This is a genomic window from Vibrio sp. 10N.261.51.A4 (genome assembly GCF_041471945.1).
GTDB lineage: Bacteria > Pseudomonadota > Gammaproteobacteria > Enterobacterales > Vibrionaceae > Vibrio > Vibrio crassostreae_C.
This window is the reverse complement of sequence record NZ_JBFRPJ010000032.1, coordinates 1-21,859: the sequence shown is the minus strand read 5'-3', so window position 1 is coordinate 21,859 and position 21,859 is coordinate 1. Positions and strand designations below refer to the sequence as shown.

Genomic DNA, 21,859 nt, shown 5'->3' with positions numbered 1-21,859 from the left:
TTCATTTTAGAGCAAAGCCATATTGATAAGGTCAAGGAGAGCTCGCGGAGTTTATAACTATAAATGAGCAAGCTCGACGCAGAGATTAACAATATGGCGCAGCTATCAAAGGATAAATAAAATGAATGTATTAATTATTGGTGCCGGCGGTCGTGAGCATGCACTAGGTTGGAAAGCAGCACAAAACCCAAACGTTGAAACAGTATTCATCGCTCCAGGTAACGCAGGTACTGCACTTGAGCCAAAACTAGAGAACGTAAACATCGGCGTTGAAGACATCGCTGGTTTAGTCGCGTTTGCTCAAGATAAAAAAATCGAACTGACTATCGTGGGCCCTGAAGCACCATTGGTTATCGGTGTGGTTGATGCATTCCGCGAAGTAGGTTTGCCAATCTTCGGCCCTACTCAAGCTGCAGCACAGCTTGAAGGCTCTAAAGCATTCACTAAAGACTTCCTAGCTCGTCATGATATCCCAACAGGTTACTACTCAAACTTCACTGAGATTGAGCCAGCTATCGCTTACGTTCGCGAGCAAGGCGCTCCTATCGTAGTGAAAGCTGACGGTCTTGCGGCAGGTAAAGGCGTTATCGTTGCGATGACCCTTGAAGAAGCAGAAGACGCAATCAAAGACATGCTAGCGGGCAACGCCTTTGGCGAAGCAGGCAGCCGCGTTGTTATCGAAGAGTTCCTCGAAGGCGAAGAAGCAAGCTTCATCGTAATGGTTGACGGCTCTAGCGTGCTTCCTATGGCCACCAGCCAAGATCACAAACGTGTTGGCGACAAAGACACTGGGCCAAACACGGGCGGCATGGGTGCTTACTCTCCTGCGCCGGTTGTAACTCCAGAAATCCACAGCCGTATCCTTGAGGAAGTTATCTACCCAACGGTACGTGGTATGGACGCAGAAGGCGCACCTTACACAGGTTTCCTTTACGCTGGCCTAATGATCGATGCTGACGGCACACCTAAAGTTATCGAATACAACTGCCGCTTTGGCGACCCTGAAACGCAACCTATCATGATGCGTATGGAGTCAGACCTTGTTGAACTTTGCCTAATGGCTATCGACGAGAAGCTCGACGAAGCAGAATCGAAGTGGGATCCACGCGCTTCTATCGGTGTTGTTCTTGCGGCTGGCGGTTACCCTGCTGACTACGCAAAAGGTGACGTTATTTCACTACCAACAAGCGAAGTTGAAGGCCAAAAGGTTTTCCACGCGGGTACGACAAATAATGAAGCTGGCGACGTTGTGACAAACGGCGGTCGTGTACTTTGTGCAACAGCACTGGGCAATACGGTTTCTGAGGCTCAAGAGCGCGCTTACGCGTTGACGAAGCAAGTTAGCTGGAATGGTATGTTCCACCGCAATGATATTGGTTACCGTGCGATTGCGCGCGAACAAGAGCAGTAAACAATCTTGTTGCTCGCTTACTTTCCAATAACAGTAAGCAAATGACAGCAAGTGAATAACAGAAAAAGGCGCCTCAATAGGCGCCTTTTATTATCTCATTTACACAAGAATCTGTATTTGTACAGACAAATAGGCACTTGGCCTACAGTAGGCCAAATACTCTCAATCCTTTGATTACTCGCTATTCTTTCAACAATGATGGCCTAACGACACAATCATGGCTGTCTTCAGCCAGCATCAGTAACTCTTCCACGCTCATCTTACCCAGTGAATCACTGCCAAGAAACGCCGCATAGCTTTCCACAGACGCCAATCGGTCAATCACGAAGCCTGGCAAGGTCTGGTTAAATTCAATGCGATCAAACTCACCACCAGCGCACGTTTTAAAAGAGCTGCCATTCCAGTAACCCTGAATCAGCCTAAGCCCTTCATCATGCTGCTTCGTTGTGGTCTCTAGAACCGACGTCGCTTCTTTCTGATAGTTTTCAAGCTGCTTGGCTTGGATAGGTAAGATTTTGCTATCAATACGATACTGTTGATACACAGCTTCGCCTGACTTATTGAAACGCACATGGACTCGATAGGGAACCAGCTCATTAGAAGAGTTACGCTGCTCGCCTTCACGAATGAATTCACGAAGCACGCCTTCTGACCAAGCATAATCAGTTTGGTACCAGCCGTAATCGCCGACAGTGACGTAGTCAGCTGAAGTATGAGGTTGTGTTAGCTTGTTTGTAACCCAGTAGAAACTTGTCGCGTCGCCCATGACTTGGCCGCCGGTGTGAGTCTCAAATTGCTCTAGGTTTTTGCGAGGGCTTGTTGAAGAACAGCCAATAAGAAATGTAGATAATAGTGAAACGAGAAGAAATGCTTTTTTCATAAAAACCTGTACCGAGGTGGAATACGACTACCTCGGTACAGTTTAGATTATTTCACTGAATCTTTCAGCGCTTTACCTGCAACAAATGCTGGAACATTTGCAGCAGCGATTTGGATCTCATCACCAGTTTTTGGGTTACGACCAGTGCGAGCTGCACGGTGGTTTACTTTAAAAGTACCAAAACCAATTAGCTGAACTTGATCGCCATCTTTAAGAGCATCTGTAACACCGCCAAGAGTCGCTTCTAGAGCAGCTTTAGCTTGTGCTTTAGAAAGGTCCGCTTTTTCAGCAATAAAGTCGATTAATTGAGTCTTGTTCATTTTAGGTTTCCCTTCTTTGTATTTTTGAATTCAATTCACTCTAAAACATAAATGCCCCATCTGGCAAAGGTTTGTCGTCGATCTTTAGCTCTAATGCCGTAGTTTTAGCCATAATATGAGTAATAACTCACAATTTGTTACTGATTTTATTAAGCAAGCCCTTGTTTAAAAGGGGCTGAGAGCAAAATTAATGATGACCTAGCCACTACTTTTTCACTATAATCCACGCTGAATCGCTGCTAAAGCGTACAATTTAATTTAAGGGCAAACATGCTGCTGCTAACTATTTACGTCTCCATTGCTATTGGAGTTTCTTTCATTTGTTCTGTTTTGGAAGCTGTACTTTTGAGTATTAGTCCGAGCTACATTGCTCAACTAAAACAAAATGGGCACCCTGCAGCAGAGTCTTTAGACAAACTGAAAACAGATATTGACCGCCCGCTTGCGTCAATTTTAACGCTCAACACCATCGCGCATACTATCGGTGCTGCGACAGCAGGTGCACAAGCGGCTGTCGTTTTTGGTAGCCAATGGTTAGGTGTCTTCTCTGCCGTACTAACGCTGGGTATCTTAGTTTTGTCTGAGATTGTTCCAAAGACCATTGGTGCAACCTACTGGCGTCAACTTGCCCCTGCTTCGGCAAGCGTGCTTCGTTGGATGGTGTTCTTCCTAACACCGTTTGTATGGTTCTCAGAGCAGATCACCAAGCGTCTTGCTCGTGGCCACCAGGCACCAAAAATGCGTGATGAGCTATCTGCAATGGCGATCTTGGCAAAAGAGAGCGGCGAGTTTGCAGAAGGCGAATCAAAAATCCTGAGCAACCTACTGGGTATTCAAGATGTACCCGTGACTCAGGTAATGACGCCGCGCCCAGTAGTATTCCGTGTTGATGCGGAAATGAGTGTGAATACGTTCCTAGAGCAACATAAAGACACGCCGTTCTCACGTCCGCTGGTTTACAGCGAGCAGAGTGACAACATCATCGGTTTTGTTCACCGCCTAGAGCTGTTTAGATTGCAGCAAGCCGGTTGTGGTGAAAAAGCTCTGGGTGAGGTAATGCGCCCTATCCACGTGTTGCTGAACAACATGGGCTTGGCTAAGGCCTTTGACCAGATGATGGCAAACCGCCTGCAACTGTCTTTAGTTGTGGACGAGTACGGCACTATTCAGGGCATCATCACCCTAGAAGACATCTTTGAGCACCTAGTGGGTGAAGAGATTGTCGACGAAGCGGATAAGACGACTGACATGCAAGAACTGGCGTTCCAACGCTGGGAGAAGTGGAAAGAGACACACGGTGTTATCGAAAACCGCGATGACGAGGACGAGGAAGAAACTCCAGCAGACAACGACTCTTCAGATGCAAAATCAACGAATGACGACGACGCATCAAAAGATAAGGCATCAAAAGACAAAGTGCAGAACGAAGACAAAAAAGACGCTTAATCTCAATTTGATACCGTCAGATACCACAAAGGCTCCCTAGGGAGCCTTTGTTTTTATTCGTACCTTGGTGCAATTGCGAATTATAGCGCAACACCAATGTTACTGACTGGGTCTTCACGCAGTTCGTGGCGTAGGTCTTTGATCAACTCTAAGTCACGCTCAGTCGTTTCACGTAGAGGTCGGAAAATGGCCCACTGAACGTCCCACTCTTCACACACCGCTTCGTTTTCTTTCTGGTTTTCGTTCGTCACTTCTTCAGCGCCTTGAGCAAACTCAAGCTCAGCAACCGTCTTCACCGATTGTTGACTCACTTTAATTACCGCTTCCAACATATGTTCACGGTCAAGCAGACCATGAATTAGCGTTGCTAGGCCTTGGCATGCGTCCATTGCTGGGTAAACACCATAAAAATCAAAATCATCACCGCTAGGGAATAGCTCTTCAACCTTCTCAAGTTGACGCTCAAAGTTCACCTTTGCTGTTTTAACCGTCAGGATTTCCCAAATGCTATCCAAAACATCACGATAGATTCGAGCTTCCGCAAATTCTGTATTCTCACAAAACATGGCATAGTTAGGGTACATACGCTCACATAGACACGCCATAAAGGTAATTTGTTGCCAAGGTTCTAACTTTTCAAGACGAACCTGCAGTGGATTCTGAAGCATAGTCACTCAATAATTGCAGAAAAAGACAGCGAAAGTGTACTTGATAAACCCTGGGGGGAAAAGGTAAGCCGATGAACAATTTTACGAATAAGCTCTATATTCTTACTGAGCATGACGATACCTATACGCAACTGATTCTAAACCAGGATTTACCCGACCTAGAAATCACTCAAAACCCCGAATCAGCACAGATTGTCTTGGCGTCACCACCTCTAATCGCAGAACGCCTCAGCGAGTTTAAAGAGCTAGACTGGGTACAGAGTACCTATGCTGGAATCAATAAACTCACTCAGCCAGATCTGCGTCAGGACTATACGCTAACCAACGTCAAAGGCATCTTTGGCCCGGCTATCGCAGAATACGTATTGGGTTACACAATCAGTCACTGTAGACACTTCCCTCATTACCACCAGCATCAACAACAACGAAACTGGCAGCCACAGCTTTATACTAGCCTAACTGACAAAACTATGGTGATTTTAGGAACAGGTTCAATCGGCAGTCATTTGGCAAAAACCGCGGCGGCTTTTGGTATTCATACCATAGGTGTCAACCGTACGGGTATCCCATCCAAACAAGAAACCTTTAAAGAGACTTTCCACATCAATGAGATAGAGGCGGCCCTTAAGCAGGCCGATATTGTGGTCAACACCTTGCCATCAACCGCTGAAACCTATCAGCTGTTGAACCAAACCACGTTAGGTTACTGCTCTAATGTGTTGCTGTTTAATGTCGGTCGAGGGGAAAGTATCGACAATAAAGCCTTGTTGCTCGCCATAAAAAACAGATGGGTAGAACACGCATTTTTAGATGTGTTTGAAAGTGAACCCCTCTCTCAGGAACATCCTTTCTGGAAACTACCGCAAGTCACCATCACTCCACACATCGCTGCACTCAGTGAGCCAAGACAAGTAGTCGAGATCTTCGCAGAGAATTACAAACAGTGGCGAGATGGCTTTACACTTAATCATGTCATCGATTTTGATAAAGGTTACTGATGTCCTCTTCGTTACTTAAAGAGATTCGACAATGCCGAGCTTGTGAGCCTCACCTATCACACGGTGCCAACCCGGTGATTCAAGCGCATCCAAACGCGCGCTTGCTGATCATAGGTCAAGCGCCGGGTATCAAGGTGCATGAGTCGTCCATCCCTTGGAATGACGCCAGTGGCGAACGATTAAGAGGATGGTTAGGGATAGATAGCGATACTTTTTACGACGAGCAAAAAGTCGCGATTGTGCCTATGGGGTTTTGTTATCCGGGGAAAGGGAAAAGTGGTGATCTCCCACCACGCAAAGAGTGCGCGGAGCTTTGGCACAACAAAGTGCTGCAATCTCTACCCAATGTTCAAATGACACTGCTGATTGGCCAGTACGCACAAAACCATTACCTAACAAACAAAACCACCAGCACATTGACCGAAACCGTGCGTGATTGGCAAAGGTGGGCGCCTGAGTTTTTGCCATTACCCCACCCTTCGCCACGCAATAATATCTGGCTCAAGAAGAACCCTTGGTTTGAAAATGAAGTCATTCCTTATATCAGGAAACACATCTCAGAGCATTTGGCCTACCATGATCCAAATGCCTGATTAACTGCACACAATAAGATTAAACCGCCATCAAATGCCAATTTCAGACAATAAAAAAGCGCTGTTGGTTTCCCAACAGCGCTTTCAATAATCTTACTCAGAATTACTTGTGGTAAGGCTTAGACAATTCGTGAACAGCGTCAACGAATACACCAGCATTCTCTGGCGGTACATCTAAGTGGATACCGTGGCCTAGGTTAAATACATGACCTGTACCACCGTCACCGAAGCCTTCAAGGATGCTGCCCACTTCTTCGCGAATACGTTCAGGTTGAGCGTAAAGCATTGAAGGATCCATGTTACCTTGCAGAGCAACTTTGTCGCCGATGCGAGCTTTTGCATCTGCGATGTTGATTGTCCAGTCTAGACCAACCGCATCACAACCTGTTGCTGCGATAGACTCAAGCCACATGCCGCCGTTCTTAGTGAACAGAGTAACCGGTACACGGCGACCTTCGTTTTCACGGATTAGGCCATCAACGATTTTGTGCATGTATTGCAGTGAGAATAGGTTGTAGTCACGAGGAGTCAGTACACCACCCCATGTATCAAATACCATTACCGATTGAGCACCCGCTTTAATTTGCGCGTTCAAGTATTCGATAACACTGTCAGCCAGCTTGTCTAGAAGCAGGTGCAGCGTTTGTGGTTCTGCGTACATCATCTTCTTGATCTTAGTGAATGCTTTAGAGCTTCCACCTTCAACCATGTATGTCGCTAGAGTCCATGGGCTACCAGAGAAACCAATCAGTGGCACTTCGCCTTTCAGGTCTTTACGGATCTGACGAACGGCATTCATTACGTATTGAAGCTCACCTTCTGGATCTGGTAGGCCAATCTTCTCTACGTCAGCTTTACACGTGATAGGACGCTCAAATTTAGGGCCTTCACCTGTTTCAAAGTACAAACCTAAGCCCATTGCATCAGGGATAGTTAGGATGTCTGAGAACAAGATTGCCGCATCAAGCGGGAAACGACGTAAAGGTTGAAGTGTTACTTCGGATGCCAGTTCCGCGTTTTTGCACAAAGACATGAAATCGCCCGCTTCAGCGCGCGTTGCTTTGTACTCAGGAAGATAGCGGCCAGCTTGGCGCATCATCCATACCGGTGTGTAATCAACAGGCTGTTTTAAAAGTGCGCGTAAATAGCGATCGTTTTTTAATTCGGTCATTCCGTTAAATTCCAATTCAATCTTGTCTAGTTTTGATGGCAAGTATTCTAACACTGATTGAAGGGTAAAAGCTGTGTGCTTTGCAACCTAGATCAAGTTATTAACTTTTAAATCAATGCTTAATTTGCACCCAATTACGGGAGCGTGTTAAAAATTTGTTCGCTAGCGAAAATTACAATTATAACATCTGAGTAGTCACTACTCAGCATCTCATAACGACATCTTACTTACCCCCTCCACTTGTGGAGGGTTTTTTTTAGCTTTTGACCACCCATAGGCCAAATACTATTACAGGCAAATTAGTGCTCTAGCATCTGCTCCGTCACACCATCTTTCATCACGTCATCAACGGTTTTCTCAATCAACTGTCTCGCAATGGTTCCAACAGGAGCAACATCAGGTAGGCTTGTTACGTCAAACCATTGAGCATCCGATAGCTCGCTGTAATCAGGCTTAAGCGTACCACCAGCATAATCTGCGAGAAAGCCCATCATCATACTTGATGGAAACGCCCATGGCTGGCTGCCAAAATAACGAATATTATCGACATCGATACCCGTTTCTTCTTTGACTTCTCTTGCCACACACTGCTCTAAGGTTTCTCCGACCTCTAGGAAGCCCGCTATCACGGTATACATGCCTGTTTTATGTCTTGGGTGCTGTGCAAGCAATATCTTGTTGTCGTTTCGTACAGCGACAATGATGCACGGGAAGATACGGGGGTAGTGAAGCGTGCGGCAATCTCCACACTGCATCGCCACCTGGTTATGATTGAGATGATTTCGACCACCACACTGAGGGCAAAAACGCATACTTTGAGTCATATGCCCATATTGGATGGCTTTGCTTGCAGTCAAGAAACTCACTTCAGGCCAGTGCAGTAACTCTCTTAGGCTGACCATGCTCAGCTCATTCTCCACATCACAATCGTTGAGCCAATACACCTTGCGACCTTGATGCTGACCAATACAGATTGCATGCTCCACACTCAGCCCAAGCTCTTCAGCAGAGCCAAACGGAAACTGATCATTATTAACCCAAATATCACTACCAGAAACGACGCACCAATAAGCTTGCTCTGTCATTTTGTTATCACTTTTTTTTAACATCCCTATGCCTCATTGCTTGCAGTTCGTTCATTTTACTGGCAATCTAATTTCATACTAGAGTTGTAGCAGAGAATATTTCAAGCTATTAATTTTAGTAGCTACCAATAAAACGGACCCTGCTTAGGCAATTACTTGATCACAAGGTTGTGATCAGATCATGAGGACATGGTCATGCTAAATAAATTCAAACAAATACAAGAACAATGGGGTGGCTCTAATGAGGTCATCGATCATTGGCTCGAAACTCGACAGTCTCTAATCGTTGAGTATTGTAAGCTAGGTGCCCTGCAGCCAGCTAGCAACGGGCAATCAAACGTTGTTGAACTCCCTTCTCCTAAAGAAATAAGCTCATTCTGTGATCATGTTGTCGATTATATCTCAGAGGGTCATTTTAAGATCTACGATATGGTCATGAAAAAATGGCAAGCAACAGGCTTTAAAACCAATGACGAGATTGATACAACTTACGCGAAGATCGTACTTACAACCGAGCCGCTTCTAGAATTCAATGATAAGTACGTTAAAGTAAATGCAGACGATGAGTTGCCTAACTTCGAAGGAGATATGTCCAAAATAGGTGAACTACTCGAACTACGTTTTGAAGTAGAAGATAATCTTATCCAGCTTATTGCAGACAGTTTAGCGATTCCACCAGGCGCTTAGTTAGCCGAATCCTTAATAAGCTTGCCTCTGTGCAAGCTTTTTGTTTTGTCTGTAAGGTTATCCAAACTACCCAGAACCTTTCAGACAGAGCTTACTCGCTCGCCCTGACCTTTAGCCATAAGCATATGGTTACAGCCCTAATCAGCCTAATCATCTCTACCCTTTATCTTACTGGCCTCAAAGAGCACTCTTCAGGACATAAATCCAACCTCACCAGCTAGATAAGCACACCTATCACTTTATAAGTCATAGCTAAATACCAATACGCCAGATACAAAAAAGGCACCCGAAGGTGCCTTTTTCTTATCTCTTAGAGACTACTCGTAGAGCTTACTCTTCTGAAGAGAAACCAGCGTTTAGAAGTGCTGCTAGATTGTCAGTAGCTTGTTCAGCTGAAGGACCTTCTTGCTCTTCTTCACGTTGTTTTTGACGCTCTTGGTGGTATGCGAAACCAGTACCAGCTGGGATCAGACGACCAACAATTACGTTCTCTTTCAGACCGCGAAGGTCATCACGCTTACCAGAAACCGCAGCTTCTGTTAGTACGCGAGTCGTTTCTTGGAACGATGCAGCTGAGATGAATGACTCAGTTGCAAGAGATGCTTTAGTAATACCTAGTAGATCACGTTCGAAACGTACTAGTTCTTTACCTTCAGCTTCTAGCTTACGGTTAGCAATCTTAACATTGTGGTACTCAACTTGTTCGCCAGGTAGGAACGGAGAGTCACCAGAATGAGTGATTGTACACTTACGTAGCATTTGACGAACGATAGTCTCGATGTGCTTATCGTTAATCTTTACGCCTTGTAAGCGGTAAACTTCTTGAACTTCGTTCGCGATGTACTGAGTTACTGCGTGGATACCACGTAGACGCAGGATATCGTGTGGAGTTTCAGGACCGTCGGCGATTACATCACCACGTTCAATCTTCTCACCTTCGAACACGTTCAATTGACGATGCTTAGGAATCATCTCTTCGTAAGCGTCACCGCCTTCACGAGTGATTACTAGACGACGCTTACCTTTCGTTTCTTTACCGAAAGACACAGTACCTGTGTGCTCAGCAAGGATCGCAGGCTCTTTAGGCTTACGAGCTTCGAATAGGTCAGCTACGCGTGGTAGACCACCGGTGATATCTTTGTTTCCGCTCGATTTTTGAGGGATACGAGATAGTGTGTCACCGATGCCAACTTCAGCGCCATCTTCGATGTTTACAATCGCTTTGCCAGGTAGGAAGTAGTGAGCTGGCATATCAGTACCAGGGATCATTACGTCGTTACCTTGCTCATCAACAAGTTTGATAGCTGGACGCATATCTTTACCTGCTGCTGGGCGAGCTGCTGCGTCTGTAACTTCACTTGAAGAAAGACCCGTTAGATCGTCAGTTTGACGAGAAACTGTAATACCATCGATCATATCTACGAATTGGATACGACCTGCCACTTCAGTGATGATTGGCATGGTATGCGCTTCCCAGTTAGCTACAACTTCACCAGCAGTAACTGCTGCGTTGTCGCCTTTGGTTAGCATCGAACCGTAAGGAAGTTTGTGCTTCTCTTTAGTACGGCCGAATTCATCAATAATCGTCATCTCAGATGCACGAGAAGTGATAACCAGTTTCTTATCTTTGTTAACTACGAACTTAGCATTGTGAAGTTTCACAGTACCTGTTGTCTTAGCTTGGATGCTGTTCTCTGCTGCTGCAGTAGATGCCGCACCACCGATGTGGAACGTACGCATCGTTAGCTGTGTACCCGGTTCACCGATAGATTGTGCAGCGATAACACCAACTGCTTCACCTTGGTTCACTAGGTGACCACGTGCTAGGTCACGACCGTAACACTGTGCACAACAACCGAAGTCTGCATCACAGGTAACAACAGAGCGCACTTTCATGCTATCTACTGAGTTGTCTTCCATGATTTGACACCACTTCTCATCAATCAGAGTATTACGTGGAATCAGTACATCTTCAGTACCAGGCTTAAGAACGTCTTCAGCTACTACACGACCTAGAGCAAGCTCAGAAAGTGCAACTTTAACGTCACCACCTTCGATGTGAGGCATCATGTCGATACCTTCATGCGTGCCACAGTCATGTTCGTGTACTACAACGTCTTGAGCAACGTCTACTAGACGACGAGTTAGGTAACCCGAGTTTGCTGTTTTCAGTGCTGTATCCGCAAGACCCTTACGAGCACCGTGCGTTGAGATAAAGTACTGAAGGACGTTTAGACCTTCTTTAAAGTTCGCTGTGATCGGCGTTTCGATGATTGAACCATCTGGACGCGCCATCAGACCACGCATACCTGCTAGCTGACGAATCTGAGCTGCAGAACCACGTGCGCCCGAGTCGGCCATCATGTAGATGCTGTTGAACGATTCTTGCTGTTCTTCTTCGCCGTCACGGTTGATAACTGTTTCAGAAGATAGGTTATCCATCATTGCTTTCGCAACGCGGTCATTCGTAGATGCCCAGATATCGATAACTTTGTTGTAACGCTCACCCGCAGTAACAAGACCAGATTGGAATTGCTCTTGGATTTCGCGAACTTCTTCTTCAGCAGATTCAATTTCATCGTATTTCGCTTGAGGTACAACCATATCGTCGATACCTACAGAAACACCAGAAAGTGCAGCGTATGCAAAACCTGCGTACATGATTTGGTCAGCAAATACTACTGTATCTTTTAGACCAAGCTTACGGTAACACTCGTTAAGAAGAGTAGAGATCTGCTTCTTACCTAACTTTTGGTTAACGATGCTGTACGGTAGGCCAGCTGGAACGATTTGCCATAGCATTGCACGGCCGACAGTTGTATCAACCATCTTCGTTTCAGTAGTGCTGTTACCATCTTCGTCTACTACAGTTTCGGTGATACGTACTTTAACGCGAGCGTGTAGCTCAGCAGTCTTAGTACGGTATGCCTTTTCAGCCTCAGCAGGGCCAGCAAGGTACATACCTTCGCCTTTCACGTTGATCTTGTCACGTGTCATGTAGTAAAGACCCAATACAACGTCCTGAGAAGGTACGATGATCGGATCACCTGACGCTGGCGACAGAATGTTATTCGTCGACATCATCAGTGTACGTGCTTCAAGCTGTGCTTCTAGAGTTAGAGGCACGTGTACCGCCATTTGGTCACCATCGAAGTCGGCGTTGTATGCCGCACACACTAGTGGGTGAAGCTGAATCGCTTTACCTTCGATTAGTACTGGTTCAAACGCTTGGATACCTAGACGGTGAAGTGTAGGTGCACGGTTAAGCAGTACTGGGTGTTCGCGGATTACTTCGTCCAGGATATCCCAAACGATAGCTTCTTCGCGCTCTACCATCTTCTTAGCAGCTTTGATTGTCGTAGCCATGCCACGAGTTTCTAGCTTGCTGTAGATGAACGGCTTAAATAGCTCAAGTGCCATCTTCTTAGGAAGACCACACTGATGTAGACGAAGGTATGGACCTACTGTGATTACAGAACGGCCAGAGTAGTCTACACGTTTACCTAGAAGGTTCTGACGGAAACGACCTTGTTTACCCTTGATCATATCAGCAAGAGATTTCAGAGGACGCTTGTTAGAACCAGTGATAGCACGACCACGACGACCGTTATCTAGAAGTGCATCAACAGACTCTTGCAGCATACGCTTTTCGTTACGTACGATGATGTCCGGAGCAGCTAGCTCTAGAAGGCGCTTCAAACGGTTGTTACGGTTGATCACACGACGGTAAAGGTCGTTCAGATCTGAAGTCGCAAAACGACCGCCATCTAGTGGTACTAGAGGACGTAGATCTGGCGGCAGAACCGGAAGTACAGTCAGAATCATCCATTGCGGATCGTTACCCGATGCAATGAACGCTTCAACTAGCTTCAGGCGCTTAGTAACTTTTTTACGCTTAGTTTCTGAGTTAGTCGTTTCTAACTCTTCGCGCATTTCTTCCACTTCTTGATGAAGGTCCATTGTTGCAAGCAGATCTTTGATCGCTTCAGCACCCATCTTAGCAGTAAATTCGTCACCCCACTCTTCTAGACGATCCAGATACTCTTCTTCAGTAAGCATCTGAGATTTTTCTAGATCAGTCATACCTGGTTCAGTTACTACGTACATCTCGAAGTAAAGAACACGTTCGATATCACGTAGAGGGATATCCATTAGTAGACCGATACGAGACGGCAGTGATTTTAGGAACCAGATGTGAGCAACTGGTGAAGCTAGCTCGATGTGGCCCATGCGGTCACGACGAACTTTAGTTTGTGTAACTTCAACGCCACACTTCTCACAGATAACACCACGGTGCTTCAGGCGCTTGTATTTGCCACAAAGACATTCGTAGTCTTTAACTGGACCAAAAATACGTGCACAGAACAGACCATCACGTTCAGGTTTGAACGTACGATAGTTAATTGTTTCCGGCTTTTTAACTTCACCAAAAGACCATGAACGGATCATGTCTGGTGAAGATAGACCGATTTTGATTGCATCAAATTCTTCGGTCTTATGCTGTGCTTTTAGAAAGTTTAATAAGTCTTTCACATTCAGCTCCTGTAAGGAGTTAAAGGAGCTCACTGCTGTAGCAAGCTCCCTTTTACCAAATAATCCTATCTTCTTTTAAAAAGAAGGAGGGATTACTCTTCGTCTTCTAGCTCGATGTTGATACCTAGCGAGCGAATCTCTTTCAACAGTACGTTGAACGACTCAGGCATACCAGGTTCCATGCTATGGTTACCGTCTACGATGTTCTTATACATCTTAGTACGGCCGTTAACGTCATCTGACTTAACTGTTAGCATTTCTTGTAGAGTATATGCAGCACCGTATGCTTCTAGTGCCCATACTTCCATCTCACCGAAACGCTGACCACCGAACTGAGCTTTACCACCAAGTGGTTGCTGAGTTACTAGGCTGTAAGAACCAGTTGAACGAGCATGCATCTTGTCATCAACCAAGTGGTTCAGTTTCAGCATGTACATGTAACCAACAGTTACAGGACGCTCAAACGAATCACCAGTACGACCATCAAACAGTTTAAGCTGACCAGATTCTGGCAGATCACCCAGTTTAAGTAGTTCTTTGATTAGAGACTCAGAAGCACCGTCGAACACAGGAGTAGCAATCGGTAGACCGCCACGTAGGTTCTTGATCAGTGTACGAACTTGATCATCAGACAGTTCAGCAATATCAACTTTCTGACGAGTATCACCAAGATCGTAAACCTTCTGTAGGAACTCACGGAACTTATGCAGTTCTTGTTGTTCCTTAACCATTTGGTTGATCTTGTCACCGATACCTTTCGCAGCCAAACCTAAGTGAACTTCTAGGATCTGACCGATGTTCATACGCGATGGTACACCCAGCGGGTTAAGTACGATGTCTACAGGCTGACCTTTCTCATCGTATGGCATGTCTTCAACAGGGTTAATCTTAGAGATTACACCTTTGTTACCGTGACGACCGGCCATCTTATCACCAGGCTGGATACGACGTTTAACCGCTAGGTAAACTTTAACAATCTTAAGAACGCCAGGCGCTAGATCATCACCTTGAGTGATTTTACGACGCTTAGTTTCAAACTTCTTATCGAAGTCTGCTTTTAGCTCATCCCACTGCTCAGCAAGTTGCTCAAGCTGTGTTTGTAGCGCATCGTCTTCTAGAACTTGCTCTAGCCATTGCTTACGACCGATAGTATCAAGCTTAGCTTCAGAGTAACCACCAGACAGAAGTACAGCTTTAACACGGTTAAGAAGGCCACCCTCAAGAATTTGGAACTCTTCAGTTAGGTCTTTCTTCGCTTCTTTAAGCTGCATCTGTTCGATTTCAAGTGCACGCTTGTCTTTCTCTACGCCATCGCGAGTGAAGACTTGTACATCGATGATAGTACCCGAAACAGAGTTTGGTACACGTAGAGAAGTATCTTTAACATCAGATGCTTTCTCACCGAAGATAGCACGTAGTAGCTTCTCTTCAGGAGTCAGTTGAGTTTCACCTTTAGGGGTTACTTTACCAACTAGGATGTCGCCACCCTTAACTTCAGCACCAATGTAAACGATACCTGACTCGTCTAGTTTAGACAGAGCAGACTCACCTACGTTTGGAATATCAGCTGTGATCTCTTCAGAACCCAGCTTAGTATCACGAGCCACACAAGATAGTTCTTGAATGTGGATTGTCGTGAAACGGTCTTCTTGAACTACGCGCTCAGATACTAAGATCGAGTCTTCGAAGTTGTAACCGTTCCAAGGCATGAATGCGATACGCATGTTTTGGCCAAGAGCTAGTTCACCAAGGTCTGTTGAAGGACCATCAGCAAGAACATCGCCGCGTGCAACTGGTTCACCAGGAAGTACAGTTGGACGTTGGTTAATACATGTGTTTTGGTTCGAACGCGTGTACTTAGTTAGGTTGTAGATATCGATACCAGCTTCGCCAGGTACCAATTCATCTTCGTTAACCTTAACTACGATACGAGAAGCGTCTACAGACTGAACTTGACCACCACGTTTAGCAACCGCTGTAACACCAGAGTCAACTGCGATGTTACGTTCGATACCTGTACCTACTAGAGGCTTATCAGCCTTAAGTGTTGGTACAGCTTGACGTTGCATGTTGGCACCCATCAATGCACGGTTCGCATCATCGTGTTCTAGGAACGGGATAAGCGAAGCAGCGATAGATACTACTTGGTTTGTCGCAACGTCCATGTAGTCAACGTGATCGCGTGGGTGAAGACCAGATTCACCTTTTTGACGAGCTGTGATTAGCTCATCTGCAAACGTACCTTCTTCAGTAAGAATGGTGTTTGCTTGCGCGATTACGAATTGACCTTCCTGGATTGCAGACAGGTAATCAACTTCTTCTGTTACTACACCATCTACTACACGACGGTACGGAGTTTCTAGGAAACCGTAATCGTTACAACGTGCAAACGCAGATAGCGAGTTAATTAGACCGATGTTTGGACCTTCAGGCGTTTCGATCGGACATAGACGACCGTAGTGAGTTACGTGAACGTCACGTACTTCGAAGCCTGCGCGCTCACGAGTAAGACCACCAGGACCTAAAGCAGAGATACGACGTTTGTGCGTAACTTCTGACAATGGGTTGTTTTGGTCCATGAACTGTGAAAGCTGTGAAGAGCCAAAGAATTCTTTAACTGCAGCAGAGATCGGCTTAGCGTTGATAAGATCTTGAGGCATGATTGCATCAAGGTCACCAAGGCTTAGGCGCTCTTTAACGGCACGTTCTACACGAACTAGACCAACACGGAATTGGTTTTCTGCCATTTCACCTACAGAACGGATACGACGGTTGCCAAGGTGGTCGATATCGTCCACTTCACCAATACCGTTACGGATACCAATCAGTTTTTTCATCACTTCGATGATGTCTGATTCATCCAGAGTACCGCGCTCTTCTTCTTCTTCACGCTCGATAGAGCTGTTGAACTTCATACGGCCTACAGTTGATAGGTCGTAACGTTCTTCAGAGAAGAATAGGCTTTCGAATAGAGACTCTGCAGCTTCTTTCGTTGGTGGCTCGCCAGGACGCATCATGCGGTAGATTTCTACCAATGCAGAGATGCGATCTACTGTGCTATCTGCACGTAGAGTGTCTGACATGAATGGACCGTGATCTAGGTCATTCGTGAACAGAGTTTGTAGAGCCTTGTGACCTGCTTGAGACAGGTTAGCAAGTGCTTCTAGGCTAATCTCTTGGTTCGCGCCAACGATGATCTCGCCAGTTGCTTCATTGATGTAATCTTTAGATGCAACTTTACCAACGATGTACTCTACTGGTACTTCGATGTGCTCAACGCCATCTTTTTCAAGTTGACGGATATGACGAGCAGTAACACGACGACCAGTCTCAACGTAAGTTTTGCCGTTTGCTTCGATGTCGAATGACGCAGTTTCACCACGTAGACGATCAGGAACCAACTCCATAAGAAGAGTTTGGTCTTTAACTTCGAAGTTCACTTTGTCGAAGAACAGATCTAGGATCTCTTCAGTCGACTTACCAAGTGCACGAAGAATAATCGATGCTGGTAGCTTACGACGACGGTCGATACGTACGAATAAGTTATCCTTAGGATCGAACTCAAAGTCTAACCATGAGCCACGGTAAGGAATTACACGTGCGTTATAAAGAACTTTACCTGATGAGTGGGTCTTACCCTTATCACTGTCGAAGAACACGCCTGGGCTTCGGTGCAGCTGGGATACGATAACCCTCTCGGTACCATTAATTACGAAAGTACCATTGTCTGTCATAAGCGGAATTTCGCCCATGTAGACTTCTTGTTCTTTAATGTCTTTTACAGTACCTGCTGGTGCATCTCGATCAAAGATAACTAGACGTAGTTTTACGCGTAGTGGCTTTGAGTAAGTAACACCGCGGATTTGACATTCTTTAACGTCAAAAACTGGCTCACCAAGACGGTAGCTAACGTATTGCAGCTCAGAATTGCCGTTGTAGCTCTGAATTGGAAATACAGAACGGAAAGCAGCTTCAAGACCGTATTGACCTTCTGGATCCTGTTCGATGAATTTGTCGAAAGAATCAAGCTGGATCGATAACAGGTATGGAATGTCCAAAACTTGTGGACGAGTACCAAAATCCTTACGGATGCGCTTTTTCTCGGTATAAGAGTAAACCATGGGGTTCCTCAGCTCGCTGATAAGTGACCCAAACCACCCAAAACACTCTTCAAGAGGGGGCGGTGACAAACAGCTGTTTACTGTAGTGAACAATCATTTCGAAAAAATGACTGTTTTTTTGCTCGGATTATGACGGTTAAACAGCGGAAAATTCGTCATAGCCCTACAGCGCAAAAAGGCCGGTGGTTAATAAACCACCAGCCATTAGCCTTGCGGCTAAGAAATTAAGTAATAATTACTTGATTTCAACAGAAGCGCCAGCTTCTTCTAGCTGTGCTTTAAGAGCTTCAGCTTCAGCTTTGTCAACGCCTTCTTTAAGCGCTGCAGGAGCTGAGTCTACAAGACCTTTAGCTTCTTTAAGACCTAGGCCAGTTGCGCCACGTACAGCTTTGATAACTTGTACTTTGTTAGCGCCAGCAGCAGTTAGGATAACGTCGAATTCAGTTTGCTCAGCTGCAGCGTCGCCGCCAGCTGCGCCACCAGCTACAACAGCAGCAGCTGCAGTAACGCCGAATTTCTCTTCCATAGCTTCGATAAGCTCAACAACTTGCATTACAGACATTTCTGCAACTGCGTCTAGGATTTGCTCGTTAGTAATAGACATAACAATTCTCTTTTAAGTCAACAATAAGTTTAAATAGCAACCAGTGAAAAGCAAGGCTTATGCCGCAGCTTCTTCTTTTTGGTCGCGAACAGCAGCGATAGTACGAACCAGCTTGCCAGCAGAAGCTTCTTTCATGCACATCATTAGGCGTGCGATAGCTTCGTCGTAAGTTGGTAGTGTCGCTAGTACTTCAGCATCAGTAACTGCGCCTTCAAATGCAGCAGCTTTGATCTCGAAATCTTTATTCTCTTTAGCGAAGTCTTTGAAAAGACGCGCTGCAGCACCTGGGTGCTCATTAGAGAATGCGATCAGAGTTGGACCAGTGAAAGTGTCTACTAGACACTCGTAGTCTGTACCCTGAACCGCACGGCGTGCTAGTGTGTTACGAACAACTTTCATGTAAACACCCGCTTCGCGAGCTTGTTTACGTAGAGAAGTCATTGCGCCAACTTCAACGCCACGAGAATCAGCTACAACTGCAGAAAGTGCACCACTGGCAGCTTCGTTGACTTCAGCAACAATTGCTTTTTTGTCTTGAAGATTTAAAGCCATTTGGATTAACCTCTGGTTGTGATTACAGCACTCAATACAAAATGTAATGAGCGTTTACGATGTTATTTAAAAATGAATAAATTCATTTCAAACCACAACATCGCCTACGTAGGTTTTATTAAGCTATCAATAATCTAATGAAAATCGACAGCGCCTACGGTCTTGGGATAGATGATTTCAAATTGCTTTAAAACCACCCAACCACAAATATTAGGCGCAGAAGTATACACTAAATCTGCGCCTAAGCAAATTAGTTTGCTTGAGTGTCAAGACTAGCTTGATCAACAGCAACACCAGCACCCATCGTAGTAGAGATGCTTACTTTCTTCAGGTAAGAACCCTTAGCTGAAGAAGGCTTAGCTTTCTTAAGAGCAACTAGAAGAGCTTCTAGGTTCTCTTGAAGCTGGCTAGCTTCGAAAGATGCTTTACCGATAGTAGTGTGGATGATGCCGTTCTTGTCGTTACGGTAACGAACCTGACCAGCTTTAGCGTTCTTAACCGCTTCAGCAACGTTAGGAGTTACAGTACCAACTTTAGGGTTTGGCATAAGGCCGCGTGGACCTAGGATTGTACCTAGTTGACCAACAACACGCATTGCATCTGGAGAAGCAACAACTACGTCGAAGTTCATTTCGCCTTTTTTCACTTGCTCAGCAAGATCTTCCATACCAACGATATCTGCGCCAGCAGCTTTAGCAGCTTCTGCGTTTGCACCTTGAGTGAAAACAGCAACGCGGATGTCACGGCCAGTACCGTGAGGTAGCACTGTTGCGCCACGAACGTTTTGGTCAGATTTACGAGCATCGATGCCTAGGTTAACAGCAACATCTACAGATTCAACGAATTTAGCAGTCGCTAGTTCTTTAAGAAGAGCAACAGCTTCGCTGATTTCGTATTCTTTAGTTGAGTCAACTTTGTCGCGGATTACGCGCATACGCTTAGTAAGTTTAGCCATGATCTTATCCCTCTACCACTAGGCCCATTGAACGAGCAGTACCAGCAATAGAACGTTTCATTGCTTCGATGTCAGCACCAGTCATATCAGCAGCTTTAGTTTCTGCGATTTCCTGAACTTGAGCGTCAGTAACAGTACCAACTTTCTCAGTGTTTGGACGACCTGAACCAGACTTAACGCCAGCAGCTTTCTTAAGAAGAACAGCAGCAGGTGGAGTCTTAGTTACGAACGTGAAAGAACGGTCGTTGTAAACAGTAATAACTACTGGAGTAGGTAGACCTTTCTCAACAGATTCTGTTTTTGCGTTGAACGCTTTACAGAATTCCATGATGTTCACGCCGTGTTGACCTAGAGCAGGACCAACCGGTGGACTTGGGTTTGCCATACCAGCTGCAACTTGCAGTTTGATATAAGCTTCAACTTTCTTAGCCATGATATTTCCTAATATTTTGGGTACATGCGCTAGCCGCAGGCGAGCTCCCCATAAATTCAATTAACTCTTTTTTACTTCCACAGAAGCAAAAAGGCGCGAAATTATAATCATAATTCGCGCCTTTAACAACCCTAAAAAGGTGATTTTTTATACTCTTTTATTTTGAACAACTTACGAAGTATTTATCCACAGCTTGTTCAAAGCTTAGAGTTTTAGTCCAGTTTTTCAACCTGACCAAATTCAAGCTCAACCGGTGTTGCACGACCAAAGATCGATACAGATACCTTAATGCGGCTTTTCTCGTAATCTACTTCTTCAACAGTACCGTTGAAGTCAGCAAATGGACCATCGTTCACACGAACCACTTCACCCGCTTCGAACATTGTCTTAGGACGTGGAGACTCGCTCGCTTTCTCTAGACGGTTCAAGATAGCATCAGCTTCTTTATCAGTGATTGGTGCAGGACGATCAGAGGTACCACCAATGAAGCCCATAACACGCGGAATGCTGCGTACTAAGTGCCATGATTCATCATTCATGATCATTTGAACTAATACGTAGCCAGGGAAGAATTTACGTTCACTTTTACGGCGTTGGCCTGCACGCATTTCCACTACTTCTTCAGTAGGTACTAGCACATCGCCAAATAGTTCTTCCATGTTGTGCATTTTAATATGCTCGCGTAGCGACTGTGCAACACGACCTTCAAAGCCAGAAAAGGCTTGAACTACATACCAACGTTTTTTTGGAGCTTCACTCATGAATCAGAACCCTCTACACCCCAGTTGCTAGAGAAACTAGACGGACCATAATGCCGTCAATTCCCCAAAGCACTAGAGACATAACAATACATACAGCTAAAACGATCAATGTAGTTTGCATAGTTTCTTGGCGAGTAGGCCAAACAACTTTACGAATCTCCATACGAGATTCTTTTGCAAAATCGATCGCAGCTTTACCTTTAGTTGTTGTTGCTGCAACGCCTAGTGCGGCAGCAATCAGCACAACTACACCTGCAGCGCGAATTACAACAGACAATTCACCATACAGGTAATTACCCACAACAGCAGCAGCCAACAGAACAAAAGCGACAATCCACTTCATTGTATCTGCTGCACCTGAGCTATCAGGAGTTTCAGCGTTTGCTTTCATAAAACCAACCTGTGATAAGTCTTAAATATAGACGACAATAACCCCGCTGTTGCAGGGCACATTCCTTTGCGTTGCAAAACAACACATCTAACAGTCATTTTAGTCAAAAAGACCGTTTAATTCTTTGCTAAGAGCAAAAATCGATGTCAAAACATCCAACTCTTTTTTTAGCGCAGAAAAAGGGCATCAAATGATGCCCTTTTTACTAGTGGTTCGTCAAATCTTATGCAAAGATTTTAGCTACAACACC

General features: G+C 45.3%; 18 protein-coding genes. 5 read left to right on the top strand and 13 right to left on the bottom strand.

Annotated elements, in window-relative coordinates; translation table 11 throughout:
- Positions 1-121 precede the first annotated feature (121 nt).
- On the top strand, positions 122-1,411 hold the full coding sequence (gene purD / locus AB4384_RS08580) for a phosphoribosylamine--glycine ligase (protein WP_136979843.1): 1,290 nt from the start codon (positions 122-124) through the stop codon (positions 1,409-1,411).
- Positions 1,412-1,592: 181 nt separating this feature from the next.
- On the opposite strand, the gene AB4384_RS08575 is transcribed toward purD, so the two are convergent.
- Together AB4384_RS08575 and hupA are read right to left on the bottom strand one after the other, a co-directional pair.
- Positions 1,593-2,291 (bottom strand): DUF1481 domain-containing protein, encoded by a 699-nt coding sequence (locus tag AB4384_RS08575; protein ID WP_017063655.1) that lies wholly within the window; start codon positions 2,289-2,291, stop codon positions 1,593-1,595.
- Between the two features lie 47 nt (positions 2,292-2,338).
- Positions 2,339-2,611 (bottom strand): nucleoid-associated protein HU-alpha, encoded by a 273-nt coding sequence (gene hupA, locus AB4384_RS08570; RefSeq protein WP_004729753.1) that lies wholly within the window; start codon positions 2,609-2,611, stop codon positions 2,339-2,341.
- Between the two features lie 270 nt (positions 2,612-2,881).
- Between hupA and AB4384_RS08565 the strand changes: the two genes are divergently transcribed.
- Positions 2,882-4,057 carry a CNNM domain-containing protein gene (locus tag AB4384_RS08565; RefSeq protein WP_372129336.1) on the top strand — a complete coding sequence of 392 codons (1,176 nt, stop codon included), beginning with the start codon at positions 2,882-2,884 and terminating at the stop codon, positions 4,055-4,057.
- Positions 4,058-4,137: 80 nt separating this feature from the next.
- Here AB4384_RS08565 and AB4384_RS08560 read toward each other — a convergent pair whose 3' ends face one another.
- Positions 4,138-4,725 (bottom strand): YjaG family protein, encoded by a 588-nt coding sequence (locus tag AB4384_RS08560; RefSeq protein WP_017062699.1) that lies wholly within the window; start codon positions 4,723-4,725, stop codon positions 4,138-4,140.
- Positions 4,726-4,796: 71 nt separating this feature from the next.
- Here AB4384_RS08560 and AB4384_RS08555 point away from each other — a divergent pair, with 71 nt between their 5' ends.
- Entirely contained in the window at positions 4,797-5,723 is a 927-nt protein-coding gene (locus tag AB4384_RS08555) for a D-2-hydroxyacid dehydrogenase (RefSeq protein WP_136974345.1), read from the top strand.
- Complete coding sequence (locus AB4384_RS08550) at positions 5,723-6,316, top strand: uracil-DNA glycosylase family protein (protein WP_372103960.1); 594 nt, start codon at positions 5,723-5,725, stop codon at positions 6,314-6,316. The genes AB4384_RS08555 and AB4384_RS08550 overlap by 1 nt, the downstream gene beginning before the upstream one ends.
- Before the next feature lie 103 nt (positions 6,317-6,419).
- On the opposite strand, the gene hemE is transcribed toward AB4384_RS08550, so the two are convergent.
- Both hemE and nudC read right to left on the bottom strand, forming a co-directional pair.
- Positions 6,420-7,487, bottom strand: a complete 1,068-nt coding sequence (gene hemE / locus AB4384_RS08545) for a uroporphyrinogen decarboxylase (protein WP_017060530.1) — start codon at positions 7,485-7,487, stop codon at positions 6,420-6,422.
- Positions 7,488-7,786: 299 nt separating this feature from the next.
- On the bottom strand, positions 7,787-8,596 hold the full coding sequence (gene nudC / locus AB4384_RS08540) for an NAD(+) diphosphatase (RefSeq protein ID WP_102429034.1): 810 nt from the start codon (positions 8,594-8,596) through the stop codon (positions 7,787-7,789).
- A 165-nt stretch (positions 8,597-8,761) separates the two neighbouring features.
- Here nudC and AB4384_RS08535 point away from each other — a divergent pair, with 165 nt between their 5' ends.
- Positions 8,762-9,259 carry an Rsd/AlgQ family anti-sigma factor gene (locus AB4384_RS08535; RefSeq protein WP_032545724.1) on the top strand — a complete coding sequence of 166 codons (498 nt, stop codon included), beginning with the start codon at positions 8,762-8,764 and terminating at the stop codon, positions 9,257-9,259.
- A 330-nt stretch (positions 9,260-9,589) separates the two neighbouring features.
- Here AB4384_RS08535 and rpoC read toward each other — a convergent pair whose 3' ends face one another.
- The 8 genes from rpoC to secE all read right to left on the bottom strand — a co-directional run bounded on the left by rpoC (position 9,590) and on the right by secE (position 21,609).
- Entirely contained in the window at positions 9,590-13,792 is a 4,203-nt protein-coding gene (gene rpoC / locus AB4384_RS08530; RefSeq protein WP_017060527.1) for a DNA-directed RNA polymerase subunit beta', read from the bottom strand.
- A 92-nt stretch (positions 13,793-13,884) separates the two neighbouring features.
- Positions 13,885-17,913, bottom strand: coding sequence for a DNA-directed RNA polymerase subunit beta (gene rpoB / locus AB4384_RS08525; RefSeq protein ID WP_017060526.1), 4,029 nt, complete (start codon positions 17,911-17,913; stop codon positions 13,885-13,887).
- A gap of 235 nt (positions 17,914-18,148) precedes the next feature.
- Entirely contained in the window at positions 18,149-18,517 is a 369-nt protein-coding gene (gene rplL / locus AB4384_RS08520) for a 50S ribosomal protein L7/L12 (RefSeq protein WP_017631516.1), read from the bottom strand.
- 57 nt (positions 18,518-18,574) lie between these two features.
- Positions 18,575-19,069 carry a 50S ribosomal protein L10 gene (rplJ, locus tag AB4384_RS08515; protein ID WP_010435550.1) on the bottom strand — a complete coding sequence of 165 codons (495 nt, stop codon included), beginning with the start codon at positions 19,067-19,069 and terminating at the stop codon, positions 18,575-18,577.
- Between the two features lie 250 nt (positions 19,070-19,319).
- Positions 19,320-20,024: a 50S ribosomal protein L1 gene (rplA, locus tag AB4384_RS08510; RefSeq protein WP_017060523.1), complete on the bottom strand. Its 705-nt coding sequence runs from the start codon at positions 20,022-20,024 to the stop codon at positions 19,320-19,322.
- Between the two features lie 4 nt (positions 20,025-20,028).
- The gene (gene rplK, locus AB4384_RS08505; protein WP_010435555.1) at positions 20,029-20,457 is read right to left on the bottom strand and encodes a 50S ribosomal protein L11; all 429 of its coding nucleotides are present in this window, start codon (positions 20,455-20,457) and stop codon (positions 20,029-20,031) included.
- A gap of 212 nt (positions 20,458-20,669) precedes the next feature.
- Entirely contained in the window at positions 20,670-21,218 is a 549-nt protein-coding gene (nusG, locus tag AB4384_RS08500) for a transcription termination/antitermination protein NusG (protein WP_010435556.1), read from the bottom strand.
- Positions 21,219-21,231: 13 nt separating this feature from the next.
- Entirely contained in the window at positions 21,232-21,609 is a 378-nt protein-coding gene (secE, locus tag AB4384_RS08495) for a preprotein translocase subunit SecE (protein ID WP_010435558.1), read from the bottom strand.
- Positions 21,610-21,859 lie beyond the last annotated feature (250 nt).

Excerpts from the sequence above, each read along its gene's own strand:
- purD (WP_136979843.1), top strand. The coding sequence starts at position 122 with ATGAATGTATTAATTATTGGTGCCGGCGGTCGTGAGCATGCACTAGGT.
- AB4384_RS08575 (WP_017063655.1), bottom strand. The coding sequence starts at position 2,291 with ATGAAAAAAGCATTTCTTCTCGTTTCACTATTATCTACATTTCTTATT.
- hupA (WP_004729753.1), bottom strand. The coding sequence starts at position 2,611 with ATGAACAAGACTCAATTAATCGACTTTATTGCTGAAAAAGCGGACCTT.
- AB4384_RS08565 (WP_372129336.1), top strand. The coding sequence starts at position 2,882 with ATGCTGCTGCTAACTATTTACGTCTCCATTGCTATTGGAGTTTCTTTC.
- AB4384_RS08560 (WP_017062699.1), bottom strand. The coding sequence starts at position 4,725 with ATGCTTCAGAATCCACTGCAGGTTCGTCTTGAAAAGTTAGAACCTTGG.
- AB4384_RS08555 (WP_136974345.1), top strand. The coding sequence starts at position 4,797 with ATGAACAATTTTACGAATAAGCTCTATATTCTTACTGAGCATGACGAT.
- AB4384_RS08550 (WP_372103960.1), top strand. The coding sequence starts at position 5,723 with ATGTCCTCTTCGTTACTTAAAGAGATTCGACAATGCCGAGCTTGTGAG.
- hemE (WP_017060530.1), bottom strand. The coding sequence starts at position 7,487 with ATGACCGAATTAAAAAACGATCGCTATTTACGCGCACTTTTAAAACAG.
- nudC (WP_102429034.1), bottom strand. The coding sequence starts at position 8,596 with ATGTTAAAAAAAAGTGATAACAAAATGACAGAGCAAGCTTATTGGTGC.
- AB4384_RS08535 (WP_032545724.1), top strand. The coding sequence starts at position 8,762 with ATGGTCATGCTAAATAAATTCAAACAAATACAAGAACAATGGGGTGGC.
- rpoB (WP_017060526.1), bottom strand. The coding sequence starts at position 17,913 with ATGGTTTACTCTTATACCGAGAAAAAGCGCATCCGTAAGGATTTTGGT.
- rplL (WP_017631516.1), bottom strand. The coding sequence starts at position 18,517 with ATGTCTATTACTAACGAGCAAATCCTAGACGCAGTTGCAGAAATGTCT.
- rplJ (WP_010435550.1), bottom strand. The coding sequence starts at position 19,069 with ATGGCTTTAAATCTTCAAGACAAAAAAGCAATTGTTGCTGAAGTCAAC.
- rplA (WP_017060523.1), bottom strand. The coding sequence starts at position 20,024 with ATGGCTAAACTTACTAAGCGTATGCGCGTAATCCGCGACAAAGTTGAC.
- rplK (WP_010435555.1), bottom strand. The coding sequence starts at position 20,457 with ATGGCTAAGAAAGTTGAAGCTTATATCAAACTGCAAGTTGCAGCTGGT.
- nusG (WP_010435556.1), bottom strand. The coding sequence starts at position 21,218 with ATGAGTGAAGCTCCAAAAAAACGTTGGTATGTAGTTCAAGCCTTTTCT.
- secE (WP_010435558.1), bottom strand. The coding sequence starts at position 21,609 with ATGAAAGCAAACGCTGAAACTCCTGATAGCTCAGGTGCAGCAGATACA.